This window comes from Lysinibacillus sp. IITD104 (assembly GCF_036698265.2).
Lineage (GTDB): Bacteria > Bacillota > Bacilli > Bacillales_A > Planococcaceae > Lysinibacillus > Lysinibacillus boronitolerans.
This window is the reverse complement of sequence record NZ_JBAHYH020000001.1, coordinates 3,889,228-3,906,584: the sequence shown is the minus strand read 5'-3', so window position 1 is coordinate 3,906,584 and position 17,357 is coordinate 3,889,228. Positions and strand designations below refer to the sequence as shown.

Sequence of the window (17,357 nt, the reverse complement as noted above, 5' to 3'; positions counted from 1 at the left end):
GCAATCTAATGACGCCAACACATTAGATTATTATAAGTTTTACGCTATTAGCTACCAAGATAGCCATTGATAAATGTACGATAATAGGTGCCCACCACTTTTTTTATAGAAATTAAGTGAAAAGTTGTTTTTTATTCATATATCTTTGGGTATGTATTAGAAGCGAACGGGTTATTGGTCATTCACAAAAAAAAATTGGCAGCGTACAATAAATAAATAGCAAAATATCTAATAATGGCTTAAAATAGTGATTTGGACGCTTGAACGAGCGTTAGAAAAGTTGTACTATAGAGTTGTTTGTTTACTGATTATGACATTATACTTCTTTATTAAAATAAAAATTCGATAGGTTAATAGATTGAATTCGGAGGGACATAGGGTGGATAAAATAATAGTGACTGGCGGCCAAAAACTACAGGGAAAAGTACGTGTAGAGGGCGCAAAAAATGCAGTGTTACCAATCCTTGCAGCAGCTTTACTTGCTTCAAAAGGAGAAAATGTAATTAAAGAAGTCCCTAATTTAGCAGACGTCTTTACAATAAATGAAGTACTTAAAAGTTTAAACGCAGCAGTTACATATATACCTGAAGATAATGCCGTATATATAGATGCAACAAAAGAACTTTCAAGTGAAGCTCAATTTGAATTTGTTAGTAAAATGCGTGCATCTATTTTAGTAATGGGATCTCTACTTGCTCGTAATGGCTATGCTCGTGTGGCACTTCCTGGAGGCTGTGCAATTGGATCACGTCCGATTGAATTACATTTAAAAGGCTTTGAAGCAATGGGTGCAAAAATCTCATTTGGCCATGGCTATGTAGAGGCGAAGACAGAGGGTCGCTTAAAAGGGGCAAATGTGTATTTGGACTTCCCGAGTGTTGGGGCAACTGAAAATATTATGACAGCTGCATCTTTAGCTGAAGGGACAACTGTAATTGAAAATGCTGCGAAGGAACCTGAAATCGTGGATCTTGCAAACTTTATTAATAGTATGGGTGGCCGTGTAATCGGTGCGGGGACAAATACGATTCGTATCGAAGGAGTCGATACATTATATGGAGTAGAGCATCATATTATTCCAGACCGTATTGAAGCTGGTACATTTATGGTAGCAGCAGCCATTACTAGAGGAGATGTGGTGATTGAAAACGCAGTTCCTGAGCATATGACTGCTTTAATAGCTAAAATGCGTGAGATGGGCGTAGAAATTACAGAGTTGGATGAAGGAATCCGTGTACGAGTTCCTCAAACCCTAAAAGCAGTTGATATCAAAACAATGCCACATCCTGGTTTCCCAACAGATATGCAATCACAAATGATGGCGTTAATGCTTACTGCAGAAGGTACGAGTATTATTACAGAAACGGTATTCGAAAACCGCTTTATGCATGTTGAGGAGTTTCGTCGCATGAATGCTGGCGCTAAAATAGAGGGACGTTCTGTGTTTATCGAGGGGCCTGTGGATCTTCAGGGAGCTGAGGTTATGGCAACGGATTTACGAGCTGCGGCTGCATTAATTTTAGCAGGTCTTGTGTCTGAAGGCATGACACGTGTTACAAAGCTTCACCATTTAGATCGTGGTTATGTTGATTTCCATGGCAAATTAGCATCACTTGGTGCGAATATTGAACGTATTACAGAAGAAGTGGTGACAATTGAAGATGTAACAGTTGAATTGCCTACAAATTAAATAGATTTCAAAACCCTTTGCTTTTATGCAGAGGGTTTTTGTTTTCTCATAACTAAAAGAAATCTAGCATATTATTCCTTATGAAAAAATGGATGATTAGTATTGGTGTCATTTGCTTAATTGGGGCATTATATATGCTTCCTATAGTAGGGTTTAGTGAAAGACAAGAGGCTATCAAACCTCAAGCTAGTGATAAGAATGCTTGTGAAATATTTATAGAAGTGGAGGGGCAAGAAGAAAAAATCCCTTTGGAAACGTATATTACAGGGGTAGTTGCTGCAGAAATGCCTGTTTCTTTTAAAAAAGAGGCACTGAAGGCACAAGCCATTGCAGCACGCACATATGCGTTGAAAACGACAAATTACGGAAAAATTGCGATTGCTCCTACTGTGGCAAAGCAAGTCTTCTATGATGAAGAGCAAAGAAAGGCGAATTGGGCTAGCAATTTCCTGGGAAATGAAAAGAAAATTGTCGAAGCTATCAATGAAACGCAAGGACAAGTTATTCTTTATAATAATGAATTGATTACAGCCATGTTTCATTCAACAAGTAACGGTAAAACAGAAAGCGCTTATGGATATGGTGGAAATGATATTCCATATTTGCAAAGTGTTGCAAGTATATCAGATCAAGCATCACCAAAGTTTGAGGCTGTGCAAGAGTGGACTTTAGCTCAATGGAATAAGCTCTGGCCTATCCAATGGCAACCTAGTGATTTTAATCGTATCCAGTTATTTTATAATGACTCAGGGCGAGTAGAGCGTTTACAATTAGGAAATAATGTCTGGACAGGGAGAGAGGTAAGAACGCTTCTTGGTATTCCATCAACTGATTTCACTATCATCTTTAATGCCAATAAAAGAAAGGTTCAAGTGAAAACTCAGGGTTATGGTCATGGAGTGGGCATGAGTCAGTATGGAGCTGAGGCAATGGCAAATGAAGGGAAAACAGCTGCCGAAATTTTACACTATTATTATCAAGATATTGAAATAAAAAAAATAGATGCATGTTTAAAATAACTTCTAGTTGTTCACACTGCAACTAGAGGTGATGAAAATGAGAGAGGATAAAAATAACAAAGCTTCTCAAAACCAAGATCCAAATCAAAAGGAAAATGGCCAATTACAAAAGAAACCGTGGTTTTGGCCAGTAGTTTACACAGGTGGTGCACTTGTTCTAGCAGGATTGTTATTTGGTTACAATAGTCTCGTATCAAAAGTAGAAGAGGCTCCTTTACCAGATTTAGCTGAAGTAGATCCAGGTCCTGTAGTGGAAACAAATGCACGAACTGAAAGCATGAAGTATCCATTCAAAGAAGAGAATTTTAGTAAAGTACAAGTCTTACAAGAATTTTACGAGTTAGAGGCAAATGAAGAGTCTCGTGAAAATGCACTAATGGTATTTAATCAAACATTTACTACATCTTCAGGAATCTCTATTGCTATGAATGGCGAAGAATTTGAAGTACTAGCTGCTATGAGTGGTAAAGTACTAGAGGTAAAACTAGACGCATTTACAGGCAATAAGATCGTGATCGAGCATCCAAATGGTATGCAGACACATTATAGCTCTGTGAAGGATATCGCTGTTAAAGAAGGCGATGAGGTTACACAAGGTCAAGCATTAGGAAAAGCGACTGACAACGAGTGGAATCAAGCGGCTGGCGTCCACATGCATTTCGAAATTCTTGAAAACGGAAAATATATCAATCCGAAAAAATTACTAGCTTTTTAATGAGAAAAGCTAGTAACGCATAAAAAGTCAGCAATTTATCAAGAAAATGCAAAACGTGTTCTGAATAGCTTTGTCCTCACATAAGGTGAAGAAATGCGCAAATGTGCATCTGATTGCCAAAGCATTTTGTGAAATTGTGTGGAAAGGACGAAGAACGTGCATGAGCACATTCGGAAGCGCTGCATACGCCTCGGTGAATTACTGATTGAGACGCGTGAGACTGTGCGTGTCCTCGCGAAAATGACTGGTTATTCAAAAAGTACGGTGCACAAGGATTTAACAGAGCGATTACCAACAATTCATGAAGGATTAGCTGACCAAGTGAAAGAAATACTCGCCTACCATAAGGCCGTACGTCATATTCGCGGAGGAGAAGCAACGAAAAACAAGTGGAAAGAAAGAGCGAGTCAAGAATGATTCGTTCTTTTTTGTTGTGTTGGACAAGTATAAGTGGTGATTTTCTAAGGAATAGTAATTCTATATTATAGCCGTTCACAACCTAAAAAGAAAACAGTCTTATTCACTAAATTTAGGTGAAATTACCAATAGTATATGATAAAATATTCTAGATAAAGAGATAAAATGAACGTTATGTAGTTGGAACTGGCGGGAAGGAGAAATTATAGAATGTTTTCGAAAGATATTGGCATTGACTTAGGAACTGCGAACGTATTAATCCACGTTAAAGGGAAGGGGATCGTCCTCAATGAACCATCTGTTGTGGCGATCGATAAAAAGACAAATAAAGTATTAGCGGTAGGGGAAGAAGCCCGCCAAATGGTAGGGAGAACGCCAGGGAATATCACAGCTATTCGCCCATTAAGAGACGGAGTCATTGCAGATTTTGATGTGACAGAGGCGATGTTAAGACATTTCATCAATAAATTAAATGTAAAAGGATTTTTGGCGAAGCCACGCATTTTAATTTGCTGTCCGACGAATATTACGAGTGTTGAACAAAAGGCAATCCGTGAAGCGGCTGAAAAATCGGGTGGTAAAAAAGTATATTTAGAGGAAGAGCCAAAAGTAGCAGCAATCGGTGCTGGAATGGATATCTTCCAACCAAGTGGAAATATGGTAGTCGATATCGGGGGCGGAACAACAGATATCGCAGTTCTATCGATGGGTGATATCGTAACAAGTGAATCCATTAAAGTAGCAGGCGATGTGTTTGATAACGATATTTTGCAATATATTAAAAAAGAATATAAATTGCTAATTGGCGAACGTACTGCAGAGGCAATCAAAATAACAATTGGTACAGTTTTCAAAGGTAGTCGTAATGATACAATGGATATTCGTGGCCGTGATATGGTAACAGGTTTACCACGCACAATTACAATTGAGTCTGAGGAGATTGAACGTGCACTACATGAATCAGTAGCGATGATTGTTCAATCAGCTAAAAATGTTTTAGAAAAAACACCACCTGAATTATCAGCTGATATCATTGATCGTGGAGTAATTATAACTGGTGGCGGTGCGTTGTTACATGGAATGGACCAGCTATTAATAGAAGAGTTAAAGGTACCTGTTTTTATTGCAGAGAGACCGATGGATTGTGTAGCCATTGGTACAGGTATCATGCTTGAGAATATTGATCGTGTGCCAGCATCCTTATAAAATTAAAATGAGGTGATTTCTGTGTTTAAAGGATTTTATACAGTTGCAACAGGTATGATCACGCAACAAAGAAGAACAGAATTACTTACCAATAATTTATCAAATGCGAATACACCAGGATTTAAGGCAGACCAATCTACTATTCGCTCATTCCCAGACATGCTAATGTCTAGCATTGGAAAAACAAATGCTCCTGCTCACCAACAAGCCGGGGCTGAATATATGAGTCAAGTAGGAGCTTTAAATACAGGGACATATTTACAAGAAACATTACCAAATTACATACAGGGCCAAATCTATAACACTGATTTTACAACAGATATGGCATTGATTGATGGAAACTTACCACAAAATGAAGATGGTGTTACAGGTTCAATTTTCTTCCGACTTGAGCATCCTGCTGGTGGTGAGGCTTACACACGTAATGGTAATTTCACGTTAGATGGTCAAGGCTATTTAGTTAACGGTCAAGGATTATATGTACTAAATGATGCAGGACAACGTATCCAGCTACCAAATGATGATTTTCGTTTAGATGAAAGTGGCGCTATCTTTGTAAATAATCAACAAGTAGCACGTGTTGGGGTATCATTTGCTGCAAACCCGAACATGCTACAAAAACAAGATAATGGCCTCATTCGTACAGAAAATGGTGAGAACTTACCAACAGCCTATGGCGTGAATGGTGTTTCCTTTACACTACGTCAAAACTTTTTAGAAGGGTCAAACGTAGATTCTGGTCGCACAATGACAGATTTAATGACAGCCTACCGTGCATTTGAAGCAAATCAAAAAGTATTACAAGCCTATGATCGTAGCATGGAAAAGGCTGTGAATGAAATCGGAAAAATTTAATGGGCGAACAGGAGGCTTTTATCAATGCTACGTACAATGATTACAGCTACAAACACAATGGGTCAATTACAAAATAAACTTGATACAATTAGTAACAACATTGCTAACAGTAATACAACGGGCTATAAAACAAAGGAAGCATCCTTTAATGAATTACTGTATCAGCAATTTAATAATGATAAGCAGGATCGTGCGGAACGTCAAACACCTGTTGGTATTCGTTATGGAACTGGTGCAATGATTGGGCAAATTAAATCCAATGAAAAGCAAGGTTCATTACAAACAACTAATCGTGATTTAGACTTAGCTTTTACAAAAGCGAAACAATATTTCAATATTTTGATGCCAAATGGTGAAAATGGAACGGAAACAGTGTATACTCGACAAGGTGACTTTTATTTATCTCCATTGAATAATGGAACAGTTATGCTTGTAACAGCAGAGGGCTACCCTGTAGCAAACGCTGCAGGACAAGCCATTACATTACCAGACACGGTTCAAAAGTTTGCTGTTCGAGATGGTGGTGTATTAGAAGCATCCTATCCAAATGGAAATGTCATTCGTACAGATTTAGCTGTAACGGAATTCCAAAAGCCGCAATTAATGGAGAATGTTGCTGGTTCTTATATGGGATTACCTAATAATTTAGCTGAACTTGGCTATACGCAGGCGGAAGTTCTAACAGAGCTTGTTGGAGCGAACCGTCAGCAAATTGGCATGCAAAATGGTACACTAGAAATGTCCAATGTTAACCTCTCGAAGGAAATGACAGAACTTATTCAAACACAACGTTCTTATCAATTCAACGCAAGAGCGGTAACATTAGCAGATCAAATGCTTGGACTCATTAATGGCATTCGATAGGAAGTCATCCAAAAACGCATAGTAAGGAATGAAGAGGAGTACAATCTATGACAAACGATTCACGTCGACGTTCTGTGCCGACACAAGAAACCGATACGCAACCGCAACCAGAAAAGAAAGAACGCCGCTCAACTGGAGAGCAACGCGAGGTTCGATGGGTGCAAATCCGACTGATTCCGATTTGGTTACGCATTGTAATTGTTCTCATCTTAGTCGTTGTTGCCGCAACATTAGGCGCAATGTTTGGCTTTAGCGTTATTGGAGAAGGCAATGCTATGGATATTTTTAAAAGAGAAACATGGCAGCATATATTTGATATTATGAATGGTAAAGAATAACATTATTCTTTACCTTACTTTGTGTATACATACTTAATTTTTGAGGGGGAAATGACATGTTAACAGCAGAACAAATTCAAGCAATTTTACCACACCGCTATCCTTTTCTATTTGTTGATCGCATCATTGAATTAGAAGAAGGGAAACGTGCAGTAGGATTAAAAAACGTTTCAATCAACGAAGATTTTTTTAATGGGCACTTCCCAGGTTATCCAGTTATGCCAGGTGTGTTAATTGTGGAAGCTTTAGCTCAAGTAGGTGGAGTGGCTTTATTAAATGCAGAAGAATTTAAGGGCCGTTTAGCATTTTTAACGGGTGTTGATAATTGTCGTTTCAAGCGTCAAGTCGTACCAGGCGACCAACTTAAATTGGAAGTGGAGTTTGTAAAACTTCGTGGCGCAATGGGTAAAGGTCATGGTGTAGCAACTGTAGATGGAGAACTTGTATGTGAGGCCGATATTCTATTTGCAATTGGGCCTGAACAGCCTAAACAAGCTTAATTTGCATTTGTAGACCAAAAGATATAAAATAGATAAAGTCAAGTCAAAAATAGATTAGTAGGTTCTTAAATTGCGATGGTAAATAAGCGATTGTGAATTGAAATAGATGTAATTTTTAGGTTTTACAAACGTAGGAGGATTATTAAGATGTATAAGGAATTGTCTTCAGGTATTAAAATTAGCATTACTCGTTCGATTTCAACATCTTTTGAAGCATACTTAGCAAGTATTGGTTGGGATGAAGAGCGCTTTTCCATGGAAGACTTCATTGCAAGCTGGCAGACTTATTTTCAGGAGAATGCCGCATGGATCGAAAAAATCCCTGCCGATACATTGATGAGCGCACAGTTTCATGAAGAAATGGCACAAAAAATCGATGAGGTTATTGCCAAAATTTTAAATGAAGAACCAACAGCGCAGCAAATCGAAACAATCGAAGCATTGCAAAAAGAGCTAGGCACAAACTATAGCTACGACTGTAAAGCAGAGGCAGCATATATTGAACAGTTATTAAAAGAAAAACAAAAATAGTTTGTACAAAAATCGGATAGTTCCCTCCTTTCTCGGGCAATCTATGTAGGATCACAAATACAGCTAATGTATTTGATGACATAGTACCCAAGAAAGGAGGTTTTTTACTATGTGGAAAATGTCATTTTTAACCATTATTCTTGCCACTGCATTCCTTGGAGGTTGTAACTGGGGAAATAATGCAGTAGAAGATCACCCTGTTCGAGAAGCCGAGAATGACGTACGTCGTGGTGTTGACAACGTCGAGGATGCATTAGATCCGAATAGACGAGATAATGCATACGATCGCAATAATGTAAATGGGAATGGTGTTGATCGAGGTACTGTAAACGATAATACAACATTACCTGAAGCAACAACACCTGGTTCTAATGCTGATATCAACAGCACAAACGGCTATGACAACACACCAAATGCAAACGGTGTAAACGGTGTTGAACGTAATGACAACATAAACAGCAATAACAATAATAATGTTGTCGACGATAAAGTTAACAACACTGAAAAGTACCGTGATGGTATGAACAACCGATAACATAAAAAGAGTGTTTCCTATGTGGAAAACACTCTTTTTTCAATTTAGAGGAAAGCGAAGTGAATACCCGCGGTAGCAGACCTAATACTCGCGGAAGCAGAGTAAGTACCCGCGAAAACAGAGTGAATACCAGCGGAAGCAAAGCGAATACCAGCGGAAGCAAAGCGAATACCAGCGGAAGCAGGGTGAATACCTAAAAGCTAAGCAAAACCCCCATCAAAAAAAATTCTTCATATGCTCCAGTAAATTTTCTGGTAAATGGTAAACACGATTCTTATAGGTACCGGTATATGGAAACTGAAACTTCCGTAGCAATCGAGTAGCTGCATCGTTAGAACTAATTCTAAAAAACGTTCGTAACTGTTTATTGGTAATAGAATGACTAATCAATAACCGATAATCAAGCATAGCCTCTGCGAAAATTTCTATACTCCTATAATGACAAAACGAACATTTCCAAATGCCGCGATGGAAATACATATTATTTTGATAGGCGCATTTTGGACAAAGAACACCGTGTCGAAATCGTGATGGGGCAATCGATGTATGAATTTGAGGAAGCATCTGTTTAGAAAGTAGCACGTGCACTAATTTGGTTAAATGATTATCCGTCATTAATTTTTTAGGGTGCTTTTTAAAAAGCGACTGAAGATACTTATGAAGGCCGGACGCATGAAAAATGGGGAGAGTACCAGCTGGATTGACAATGATTGTTGAAGGATTTGCTATAACAACAGCCCCTTCAACAGGAAGGGAATAACTTGCAATAAGATTTTTAAGAAATCGTATATGACGCTCTGTTTGAATAAGAGCATTTGGAAATCCCTCAACAGTACCATCAACCCTTGTGCGTATGCATTGATGTGTGTGTTGATCAAATTCAAGACGACCATGTATGTTTTTGATTTCTACAACCAACATAAATTGAGGACAAATAAAAAGCGTATCAATCTGATGCAGATGTTGAGCAGTGTTATTAAGACATAAATTATGTAAGACAAAAAAGGTATTTGGGTATATAAATTCATGCCATATGCGATCAACTTTTTGTTCGCCAGCAAACCCTGCAGCTAGTCGACGATACTGCTCTTGATAATAATGAAATTCTACATCATCCTTTAAAAGGCGCCTCATCAAAGCCTCAAGCCATAATAATTGTAAAGGCTTCTCCCTCATAGTAATCACCAAATAGTACCCTCCTTTTTTAAATTGTATTGTACAAAAAAATTACTGCTTGTCCAATAAAAAAACGATGCAAAAATTCGCATCGTCAGTCATTTTTTAATTTTGGTCGCTTTTTCATATCTTGCGTAAAGCGATCCAATAAATCCTCTAGAGAGACGCCCTCAGCAAGTAGCTCTGAAAGTAATTGTTCTGCATATTTTGAGCGTTTAATTTTAAGAGTACCTTTTAATAGTACTGAAACATGATCACCGATTTCTTCAACAGTATGTACGATCACCTGAAAAGGAGCAGGTTCATTATCTGGAAATGAAATAACTGCACGTACATTGAAGACTGTAGCATTCGCTAAGAGCTCATCAAAGGTTGAGCGATATTGTTTTTCCATAAACAATTCAAGTACCCAAGATTGATGGCTATTTTCCTGATTAATAATGATGCCATCGATTAAAGGGAATGGTTGCACGCCATCTTCTGTGACAAGGTCAAAGGAAAGCATTTTAAAGGTTTTCAATATGTATATTCCTCCTAAGTCTGTCATTCTTTTAGTATAACACATGAGGTAGCAGTTGTTTGTGATGCGCACCTGTGACGATTTTTCAAAAACTGCGAAATTGCAGATTTCATGAAATAGCATTTGCCATTACAGCCTAAAGCATTCAGTTAAAAAATTAATAAAAAATAGAAAATTAAAATTGCTAATTTACCCAATTTATGCTCAATAACTGAAGGAAATTAACAATATTGATTTTTGCGAATGCTGGAATCATTTTGTAAGATGAGAGCAATCAAAAACAAAGGAGGTGAACGAATGAATCAAGTCGGATTGGTTGGAAGGTTTACAAAAGACCCAGTGTTACGTTACTTATCTGGAAATCGTGTGCAGACTCATTTCTCACTAGCCATTAATCGTAATTTTAAAAACAATCAAGGGGAAGTAGATACAGATTTTGTTTTCTGTACAGCTTGGGGAAGGCTTGCAGAGAATATCGTTAAATATTGCGGTAAAGGTTCGTTAATCGGTGCCAATGGCCGTATTCAAACAAGGTCATTTGTAAATGAGGAAAGCACAAAGATTTTTATGACAGAGGTAGTGGTTGAGGATGTTAGATTTTATCAACTTAAACAAAGAGATAGTGACGAAGCAGTTACTGTACCGTCACAGCCACCGAATGAACAAGAGCACTTAAAGGATTTTGTATTACCTTAGCAAGAAAGTTTACATACGGGGCAAGAGAATATTCATTGTCTGATCCGCCATTCTCCTTATATTTCTTGCACCGTAACGACAGAAAGGAATGTGATGTGTACCCCTAATAATAAACATTGCTGAAGACCGCACAGCAATGGGATTTTCAACACAACTAAATATGAATGATGAAGTAAGTAGGGAAAAGAAGTAGCAAGTTCCACTAAAAGAGCGCCAAGAATTTGCTCTTGGCGCATCTTCATTATTATATATCTAATGTTATTAAATCGCGGAGTTCTTGATCTTCTAACTCGGTCAACCATTGGCTTGACTGAATAAGCTCTTCGGATAATGCAGATTTCTGCACCAGCATCTTATCAATTTTTTCCTCGATCGTGCCAATTGTCACGAATTTATGGACCTGGACAAATTGTGTCTGTCCGATGCGATAAGCACGATCTGTTGCTTGATTTTCAACAGCAGGATTCCACCAGCGATCTGCATGTAAAACATGATTGGCTGCTGTTAGATTAAGTCCTGTTCCACCAGCTTTCAAAGAAAGGATAAATATAGGGAAATCTCCTGCCTGGAAAGCCTCTACTAAGCGGTCTCGCTGCTGCTTAGGCATAGCACCAGTTAAAAACGGTGCATCTACATTATATAATTCACTAAAGCAATGCTGTAGTAATTGTCCCATTCCAATATATTGTGTAAAGATGAGACATTGCTCTCCATTGTCCACAATCTCTGCTGCCATTTGTACAATGCGCTCTAGCTTAGTTGAACGTGCAAGCATTGTTTTGGCATCCTCGAAAGGTTCCTTTAAATATAAGGCAGGATGATTACATAGTTGCTTTAATTTACTGAGCATCTTTAAGACGCGCCCCTTTTTTTGAAAGCCTGTTAATTGCTCTAGCTGATCAAGCGTCTCTAAAATATAGCCCTCATAGAGTGAAGCCTGCTCTGTTGTTAATGGACAATATTCATTCGATTCTAGCTTATCTGGTAAGTTAAGCTGTAAATGTGGGTCACGCTTTGTACGACGTAACAAGAACGGCTGAATTTTTGCTCGAAGCTTCTGTTTATGCGACTCTGATTCGTCCCGTTCAATAGGCAAAATAAATTCTTCATTGAAGCGGCCAAAGCTACCTAGATAGCCCTTATGAATAAAATCAAAAATAGCCCATAACTCAGATAAACGATTTTCTACAGGTGTCCCAGTGAGAGCAATGTGATGGTCACCTAGCAATTTACGAATGGCTTTTGATTGTAATGTTTGCATATTTTTTATATTTTGAGCCTCATCAAGTACAACTGCTGCCCAATCGATATTCTGTAAAAATTCAGTATCCTGTGACACAGTACCATAGGTTGATAAAATGACATGTGGTCTTTCTGCTGTCACTAGCTGTTTAAACTCTTCATCCTTTGCTCGATTTGTTTGATAATGTGTATGCACAATTAGAGACGGGGCAAATCGAGCAAGTTCTTTTTGCCAGTTCCCAAGCACTGAAGTAGGACAAATAATGATGGATGGCTTTGTATAATCAGTTGATGACTCATAAATATGAAGTAAATAGGTAATCAATTGAACCGTTTTTCCAAGGCCCATATCATCAGCTAGACATGCACCGAAACCTTGTTGGCGCATAAAGGCTAACCATTCATAGCCCTCTAATTGATAGGGACGTAATTCGGTTTGTAAGGACAATGGAATTGAAACGGCAGGCAAGCCTTTCTTCTCTAGAAGCTGCTCCATGTATGCTTTTAATGATTGTTGTATTTCTAGTGCAAAGACTGGATCATCTCTCAGTGCATCATCTGCATCCTCTTCCTCAAGAGGGGCAGACAAGTCTTCTGGTAATTCTCTAAATAATAATTCTCGAACAGTCCAACTTTCATCTTCTGCCTGCTGCATTAATTCACGCATTTCTTGCATCCAATTGGCATCTACTCGGAACCATTCAGTACCAATACGAATAAATTCACGTTTCTCATCCACGAGCTTTTTAAATTGCTCAGCCGAAATCGTTTGTCCGTTCATAGAAAATTGCCATTTAAACGTTAAAATATCATCTAAACCTGCTACCTTCCTTGTAGAGACATTGCTAGTTGTGACGCGTACTCGAATTTTAGATTGTTTTAAATCCTTTAGCCATGCTGGGAGTACAACATCGAAACCAAGGGCCTGTAATCTAGCGAGATCTTCACGTAGGAATGAGCGAACTTCTAAATCTTCCAGTGTCACACGAATAAAGATATCACTATTGATCGTATCAGTGGATAGAAGTTCTACAATTTGTTGTTGTTGCTGCGCAATTTCAGTTGCAAACATTCGCCATTTTGTAGGTAGTGCCTCTTCTATAGGTAAAGATTGTTTACGAATAGCAGGTGTCCAATAGTTTTTGGTTGTAGCCGTGCTTAGGACCGTTTCTAATAACCATACATCTGCCTCTTCTTCGGGCTCACTTAACCGTAAAGAAACGGAAACGGCTCCAGCCTGACGAGCTTGATCTAATGGCCAGCCACCTCGTAGGAAAAAAGGTAGTAACTTTGGTAAATCAGCTAGTATTAGACCAACCTGAGAAAGCTTCTGCTGTACAGCTGTTTCCAATAATGCTGAATCTATATGATCAATAGGGAAACTTAATGATAAAAAATCCTCTGCAATCACAGCATGTGACCAAAGGGACGGCTCTTGCCAGTATTCCTGTAATGCGAATACCTTTTTCAGCCATTCCATACTTTCTTCATTTGCACCAATCCAATTGATGAAAGGGTGCTGGAAGCTTGTTGAAAAAATATCTAGTAACTCAGCTGTAGAAACCTCAATTGTATAATCAGTCCGATTTGTTAATAATCCATAAACATTTGCCTCATAAGTAAAGAATAGCGAAGAAATTAGTGTATCAACATCAATTGTTGCACCATTTGCAGTAAAACCCTGCAACGTAAAATATCCTTCCCGAGCTACTTCAATACGGAGCTGTTGTGTTTTGGAAAAAGGGGAAGGAGCATTTATTGTCATCATACTAAGTTTCCTTTCTCAATTTCTTCTTGTAACGCACGTAGTCGTTTATATTCTGCACGAATGGTTTGCATATATGTTTCAAAATAAGCTGCTTTGCCAGCTCGCTTTGCAGCACTCCGCATACTTTTCCAAATACGCACAGCCTGTTTATAATTTAAGCGTGATTTTTGAGCAATTTCAGCCATTGCATAGACATGATATAAAGGTAAAACAGTTGCAGGTTCAATCTGCAATACATCCTTTAATCCACACATTTCTAAATAGGATAGAGAGGATGGGTTTAATTGATGTAGGGCTGCCCATTCTCGATAGCGACCTTTTTTAATTAAAAAACTTGAGAACGGCTGTAGTCCATACACACCAAAGGCACTGTATAGTATTGCTTCCTCTTCCTCCGTAAGCTGGATCTCATCAAATAGAAGTTGGAATTGCCTTACGTATTGGGCACGTTGAACGACCGGAACGACCTCCTGTAGAAATACTTCAGTCAAAGGTAAAATTGCTCGTAAAATGACTGCTAATGAATAGGACTCTCCTGCACGTTGAGCAAAAGTAGCCAGTTCAAACAAGTCCTGCATTTGTGGTAAATCAATTTGTGCCAAACTTTCAAGCAGCAAATTCTCTTTCTGTAATAGCACATAAAATAATAATTTTAGCGATTGTAGAGAAATTTCTGCTGAAGGGTGATCAAGATTATTTATATATGCCAATTCCTTTTCACGTCGAGGCTTCTCATAAAAAAGCACTGCCCATAGCAGCATGTATAGACGAATTCGGTTGGCGAAAAGCCCTTGTCGTTCTAATAAAAATTCTCTTACTAGCTCTTGGATGGCGTCATAAAATGGATCAGTCGCAAACAGACGTGACCGATTAGAAAGCTCTGTGAGAATGCTCTCAAAAGATTGAGTGCTTTGATCGATAAAATATTTCATATAAGATGAATCTAAAGAATGACCAGGTGTTTCATTTAAATGCCGCCATATCGAATTTAAAATGGCTAGTTCCATATAGAGCTTATAAAGGGGTTGCCATTCACGCTCAAAGGGCATATGCCGACGAAGACGCTCTAAAGCATCGGTTCTTACAGCGGAAAGCCCATAGCCCTCTAGTATACGCCCAGACGGTAATAATCGTTTCATCACCTCATCCACCATCATCGACCAGCTTTGCGGGCTGCGTTCATCTGCTAAAGATTTTAACTGAACTGATTTTTGAGCACGCCAAGCACTCGACCAATTTTGAACAGAATCAAAATATTGGTAGAGAGCGAGTAAAGCACCTACTTGATGTCGGCACCATTTTGCTTGGGGACAGCTACAGTGTAGCTCTTCCTTGGAAAAATCAATTTCAACAAAAGCGGGTCTGACATCTTGAACACTTGCATATAATATAGAACTTGCTCCATTAAATCGTTCAAAAACAATGGATTTATTCCTTACTGAAAAGACAGCACGGCGCACTAGTTCCTCATCTTCTGTGGAGGAAGGATGTAACCCTTGTTCAGCTTCTTTTAGTTTAGTCAGCACAAATGCTTGATGTTCCTTAGCTAATTGCGATATTGACAATGCCATAACCTCACTCCTTTCATCATGTATGGCTATAGTTAACATAGTTAATTGTAAAAAAGGAAAAAAAGACTGTCCTTCCATTATACGATTAAAATGCAGTAATGATAAGCTGAATGATCAGAAAGAAAAAAATGAGTTAAAGATAGTTAACAAGGCTTTTGATTTGTGTTAAAATCTGAATAATCAGATAACTAGGGAGGGATGAAGGATGATGCAAGTTCAATACATGAAGCCGTTTTACACAAAAGTTACTGGAGATAAATTACGTCTCGTATTTGCTTATCAATATTTCTCTATTTTAAAAGAGAATGAGATTTTCCATTTCATTCCCATAGAAGGTAAAGAGATGATCATCAACATGAAGACACAGCAGATTGAAAATTTATCTGAGGTATTTGTTTTCCAAAAAGGAAATCGCTTTATTCGATTACCACTTTATCAACTATTGCTTATTACCAATGTACATGAGCATTTAGCACCAATACTTGAAAGCGCTACACCAAAGCAACAAATTCCGATGGTTTCTACTGTGACAGTTGGCGAAATCGATCAGCTTATCGCAGAGCTAGAGGACAGAAATTTGGATCATTTAATTGATCAAGCATTACTAGAGAATGATAAAGCACTCTTTTTCGAATTGCTACAGCAAAAGAACCATCAACATGGGGGTTTCAAAATTGAATAGAAGGCATGTCCAGTAAGCACCTACTTTTCATAAATGACAAGCAGGTGCTTTTATGATGTAGTTGATTAACTATAATATGTTAATAACTCATAAAAAATTAGAAACTATTTCCAAGAAAGGTCAATAGATGAGATGATGGACCGATATATAGGTTAAGAAGGTGGTGAAATCATGCTTGGTAAGTGGTCAGCAACGGGGATGGCAATCCTGAATAATATGAATCATCATTATGGGGCGATGAGTAAAGCTATGCTGCGAATTTCTTCGGGTTATCGCATTAATAGTGCGGCTGACGATCCAGCTGGACTGGCGATTTCTGAAAAAATGCGTGCACAAATTCGTGGCTTGAATATGGCAGCTAAGAATATACAGGATGGTATTTCTCTTGTGCAGACGGCAGAGGGGGCACTGAATGAAACACATGCCATGATTCAGCGTATGCGTGAGTTAGCAGTGGAAGCAGCCAATGATACATTAACGGATGATGATCGTAAAAAGTTAGATTTGGAATTTCAGGAATTAAAAAAGGAAATTCAGCGCACATCGACCGATACAGAATTTAATACGAAGACATTACTCAATGGGGATTATGAAACAAATGGCATTAAGATTCAAGCAGGCGCCAATGCAGGGCAAAGTATAGAATTATTTATCAATGGAATGGGGTCCGAGGCACTTGGATTGAAGGATGCTTCCATTGCTACTCGTGAGGAAGCGGAAAAAGCTATGTCTTCAATGGATGAAGCCTTAAAACGTGTTTCCAACGAACGCTCACGACTTGGTGCCTATCAGAACCGCTTGGAACATGCCTATAATGCCAATGTGAACACCGCAGAGAATTTACAAGCAGCAGAGTCTCGTATTCGAGATGCAGATATTGCAAAAGAGATGATGAATATGGTGAAGGCTCAAATTTTGATGCAGGCAGGTCAATATGTGTTAGCTATGCATATGCAACAGGCACAATCCATTTTAAAATTATTAGAAGTAGGAAAAAAATGATGAATTTCAATATTATTTGAAATTCATCAT

19 protein-coding genes are annotated in these 17,357 nt (G+C 38.3%); 14 read left to right on the top strand and 5 right to left on the bottom strand.

Annotation, left to right across the window (positions count from 1 at the left end):
• Positions 1 to 379 precede the first annotated feature (379 nt).
• The 11 genes from murA to V1L66_RS19635 all read left to right on the top strand — a co-directional run bounded on the left by murA (position 380) and on the right by V1L66_RS19635 (position 8,670).
• Positions 380 to 1,690, top strand: coding sequence for a UDP-N-acetylglucosamine 1-carboxyvinyltransferase (gene murA / locus V1L66_RS19685; protein WP_036076091.1), 1,311 nt, complete (start codon positions 380 to 382; stop codon positions 1,688 to 1,690).
• A gap of 80 nt (positions 1,691 to 1,770) precedes the next feature.
• Entirely contained in the window at positions 1,771 to 2,709 is a 939-nt protein-coding gene (gene spoIID, locus V1L66_RS19680; protein ID WP_036076092.1) for a stage II sporulation protein D, read from the top strand.
• Between the two features lie 37 nt (positions 2,710 to 2,746).
• The gene (locus tag V1L66_RS19675; protein WP_016991803.1) at positions 2,747 to 3,424 is read left to right on the top strand and encodes a M23 family metallopeptidase; all 678 of its coding nucleotides are present in this window, start codon (positions 2,747 to 2,749) and stop codon (positions 3,422 to 3,424) included.
• A 156-nt stretch (positions 3,425 to 3,580) separates the two neighbouring features.
• Complete coding sequence (locus V1L66_RS19670) at positions 3,581 to 3,841, top strand: sporulation transcriptional regulator SpoIIID (protein ID WP_004269485.1); 261 nt, start codon at positions 3,581 to 3,583, stop codon at positions 3,839 to 3,841.
• A 210-nt stretch (positions 3,842 to 4,051) separates the two neighbouring features.
• Positions 4,052 to 5,047, top strand: a complete 996-nt coding sequence (locus V1L66_RS19665; protein ID WP_036076094.1) for a rod shape-determining protein — start codon at positions 4,052 to 4,054, stop codon at positions 5,045 to 5,047.
• Positions 5,048 to 5,068: 21 nt separating this feature from the next.
• Positions 5,069 to 5,902, top strand: coding sequence for a flagellar hook-basal body protein (locus tag V1L66_RS19660; protein WP_333006223.1), 834 nt, complete (start codon positions 5,069 to 5,071; stop codon positions 5,900 to 5,902).
• A 24-nt stretch (positions 5,903 to 5,926) separates the two neighbouring features.
• Complete coding sequence (locus V1L66_RS19655) at positions 5,927 to 6,766, top strand: flagellar hook-basal body protein (RefSeq protein WP_312123841.1); 840 nt, start codon at positions 5,927 to 5,929, stop codon at positions 6,764 to 6,766.
• Positions 6,767 to 6,813: 47 nt separating this feature from the next.
• On the top strand, positions 6,814 to 7,104 hold the full coding sequence (locus tag V1L66_RS19650; RefSeq protein ID WP_036076100.1) for a DNA-directed RNA polymerase subunit beta: 291 nt from the start codon (positions 6,814 to 6,816) through the stop codon (positions 7,102 to 7,104).
• 56 nt (positions 7,105 to 7,160) lie between these two features.
• Positions 7,161 to 7,604, top strand: coding sequence for a 3-hydroxyacyl-ACP dehydratase FabZ (fabZ, locus tag V1L66_RS19645; protein WP_016991806.1), 444 nt, complete (start codon positions 7,161 to 7,163; stop codon positions 7,602 to 7,604).
• A gap of 147 nt (positions 7,605 to 7,751) precedes the next feature.
• On the top strand, positions 7,752 to 8,135 hold the full coding sequence (locus V1L66_RS19640) for a hypothetical protein (protein ID WP_016991807.1): 384 nt from the start codon (positions 7,752 to 7,754) through the stop codon (positions 8,133 to 8,135).
• Between the two features lie 109 nt (positions 8,136 to 8,244).
• Entirely contained in the window at positions 8,245 to 8,670 is a 426-nt protein-coding gene (locus V1L66_RS19635) for a hypothetical protein (protein WP_036076101.1), read from the top strand.
• A gap of 216 nt (positions 8,671 to 8,886) precedes the next feature.
• On the opposite strand, the gene V1L66_RS19630 is transcribed toward V1L66_RS19635, so the two are convergent.
• On the bottom strand, positions 8,887 to 9,855 hold the full coding sequence (locus tag V1L66_RS19630; protein ID WP_333006237.1) for a nuclease-related domain-containing protein: 969 nt from the start codon (positions 9,853 to 9,855) through the stop codon (positions 8,887 to 8,889).
• 85 nt (positions 9,856 to 9,940) lie between these two features.
• Positions 9,941 to 10,366, bottom strand: a complete 426-nt coding sequence (locus V1L66_RS19625; protein WP_274771552.1) for a YwpF family protein — start codon at positions 10,364 to 10,366, stop codon at positions 9,941 to 9,943.
• Between the two features lie 297 nt (positions 10,367 to 10,663).
• Between V1L66_RS19625 and V1L66_RS19620 the strand changes: the two genes are divergently transcribed.
• The gene (locus V1L66_RS19620) at positions 10,664 to 11,062 is read left to right on the top strand and encodes a single-stranded DNA-binding protein (RefSeq protein ID WP_016991811.1); all 399 of its coding nucleotides are present in this window, start codon (positions 10,664 to 10,666) and stop codon (positions 11,060 to 11,062) included.
• A gap of 56 nt (positions 11,063 to 11,118) precedes the next feature.
• Here the strand turns inward: V1L66_RS19620 and V1L66_RS19615 are convergent, their stop codons facing one another.
• From V1L66_RS19615 to V1L66_RS19605, 3 genes are read right to left on the bottom strand one after another with little or no spacing between them, the layout of a single operon-like run.
• The gene (locus V1L66_RS19615) at positions 11,119 to 11,304 is read right to left on the bottom strand and encodes a hypothetical protein (protein ID WP_333006222.1); all 186 of its coding nucleotides are present in this window, start codon (positions 11,302 to 11,304) and stop codon (positions 11,119 to 11,121) included.
• 2 nt (positions 11,305 to 11,306) lie between these two features.
• Complete coding sequence (locus V1L66_RS19610; RefSeq protein WP_333006221.1) at positions 11,307 to 14,072, bottom strand: DEAD/DEAH box helicase; 2,766 nt, start codon at positions 14,070 to 14,072, stop codon at positions 11,307 to 11,309.
• Positions 14,069 to 15,643, bottom strand: a complete 1,575-nt coding sequence (locus tag V1L66_RS19605) for a hypothetical protein (RefSeq protein ID WP_333006220.1) — start codon at positions 15,641 to 15,643, stop codon at positions 14,069 to 14,071. The genes V1L66_RS19610 and V1L66_RS19605 overlap by 4 nt, the downstream gene beginning before the upstream one ends.
• 205 nt (positions 15,644 to 15,848) lie before the next feature.
• Between V1L66_RS19605 and V1L66_RS19600 the strand changes: the two genes are divergently transcribed.
• Positions 15,849 to 16,325, top strand: a complete 477-nt coding sequence (locus V1L66_RS19600) for a transcriptional regulator (protein WP_333006219.1) — start codon at positions 15,849 to 15,851, stop codon at positions 16,323 to 16,325.
• Between the two features lie 171 nt (positions 16,326 to 16,496).
• Positions 16,497 to 17,327: a flagellin gene (locus tag V1L66_RS19595; protein WP_036076112.1), complete on the top strand. Its 831-nt coding sequence runs from the start codon at positions 16,497 to 16,499 to the stop codon at positions 17,325 to 17,327.
• The last annotated feature ends 30 nt before the right edge of the window (positions 17,328 to 17,357 follow it).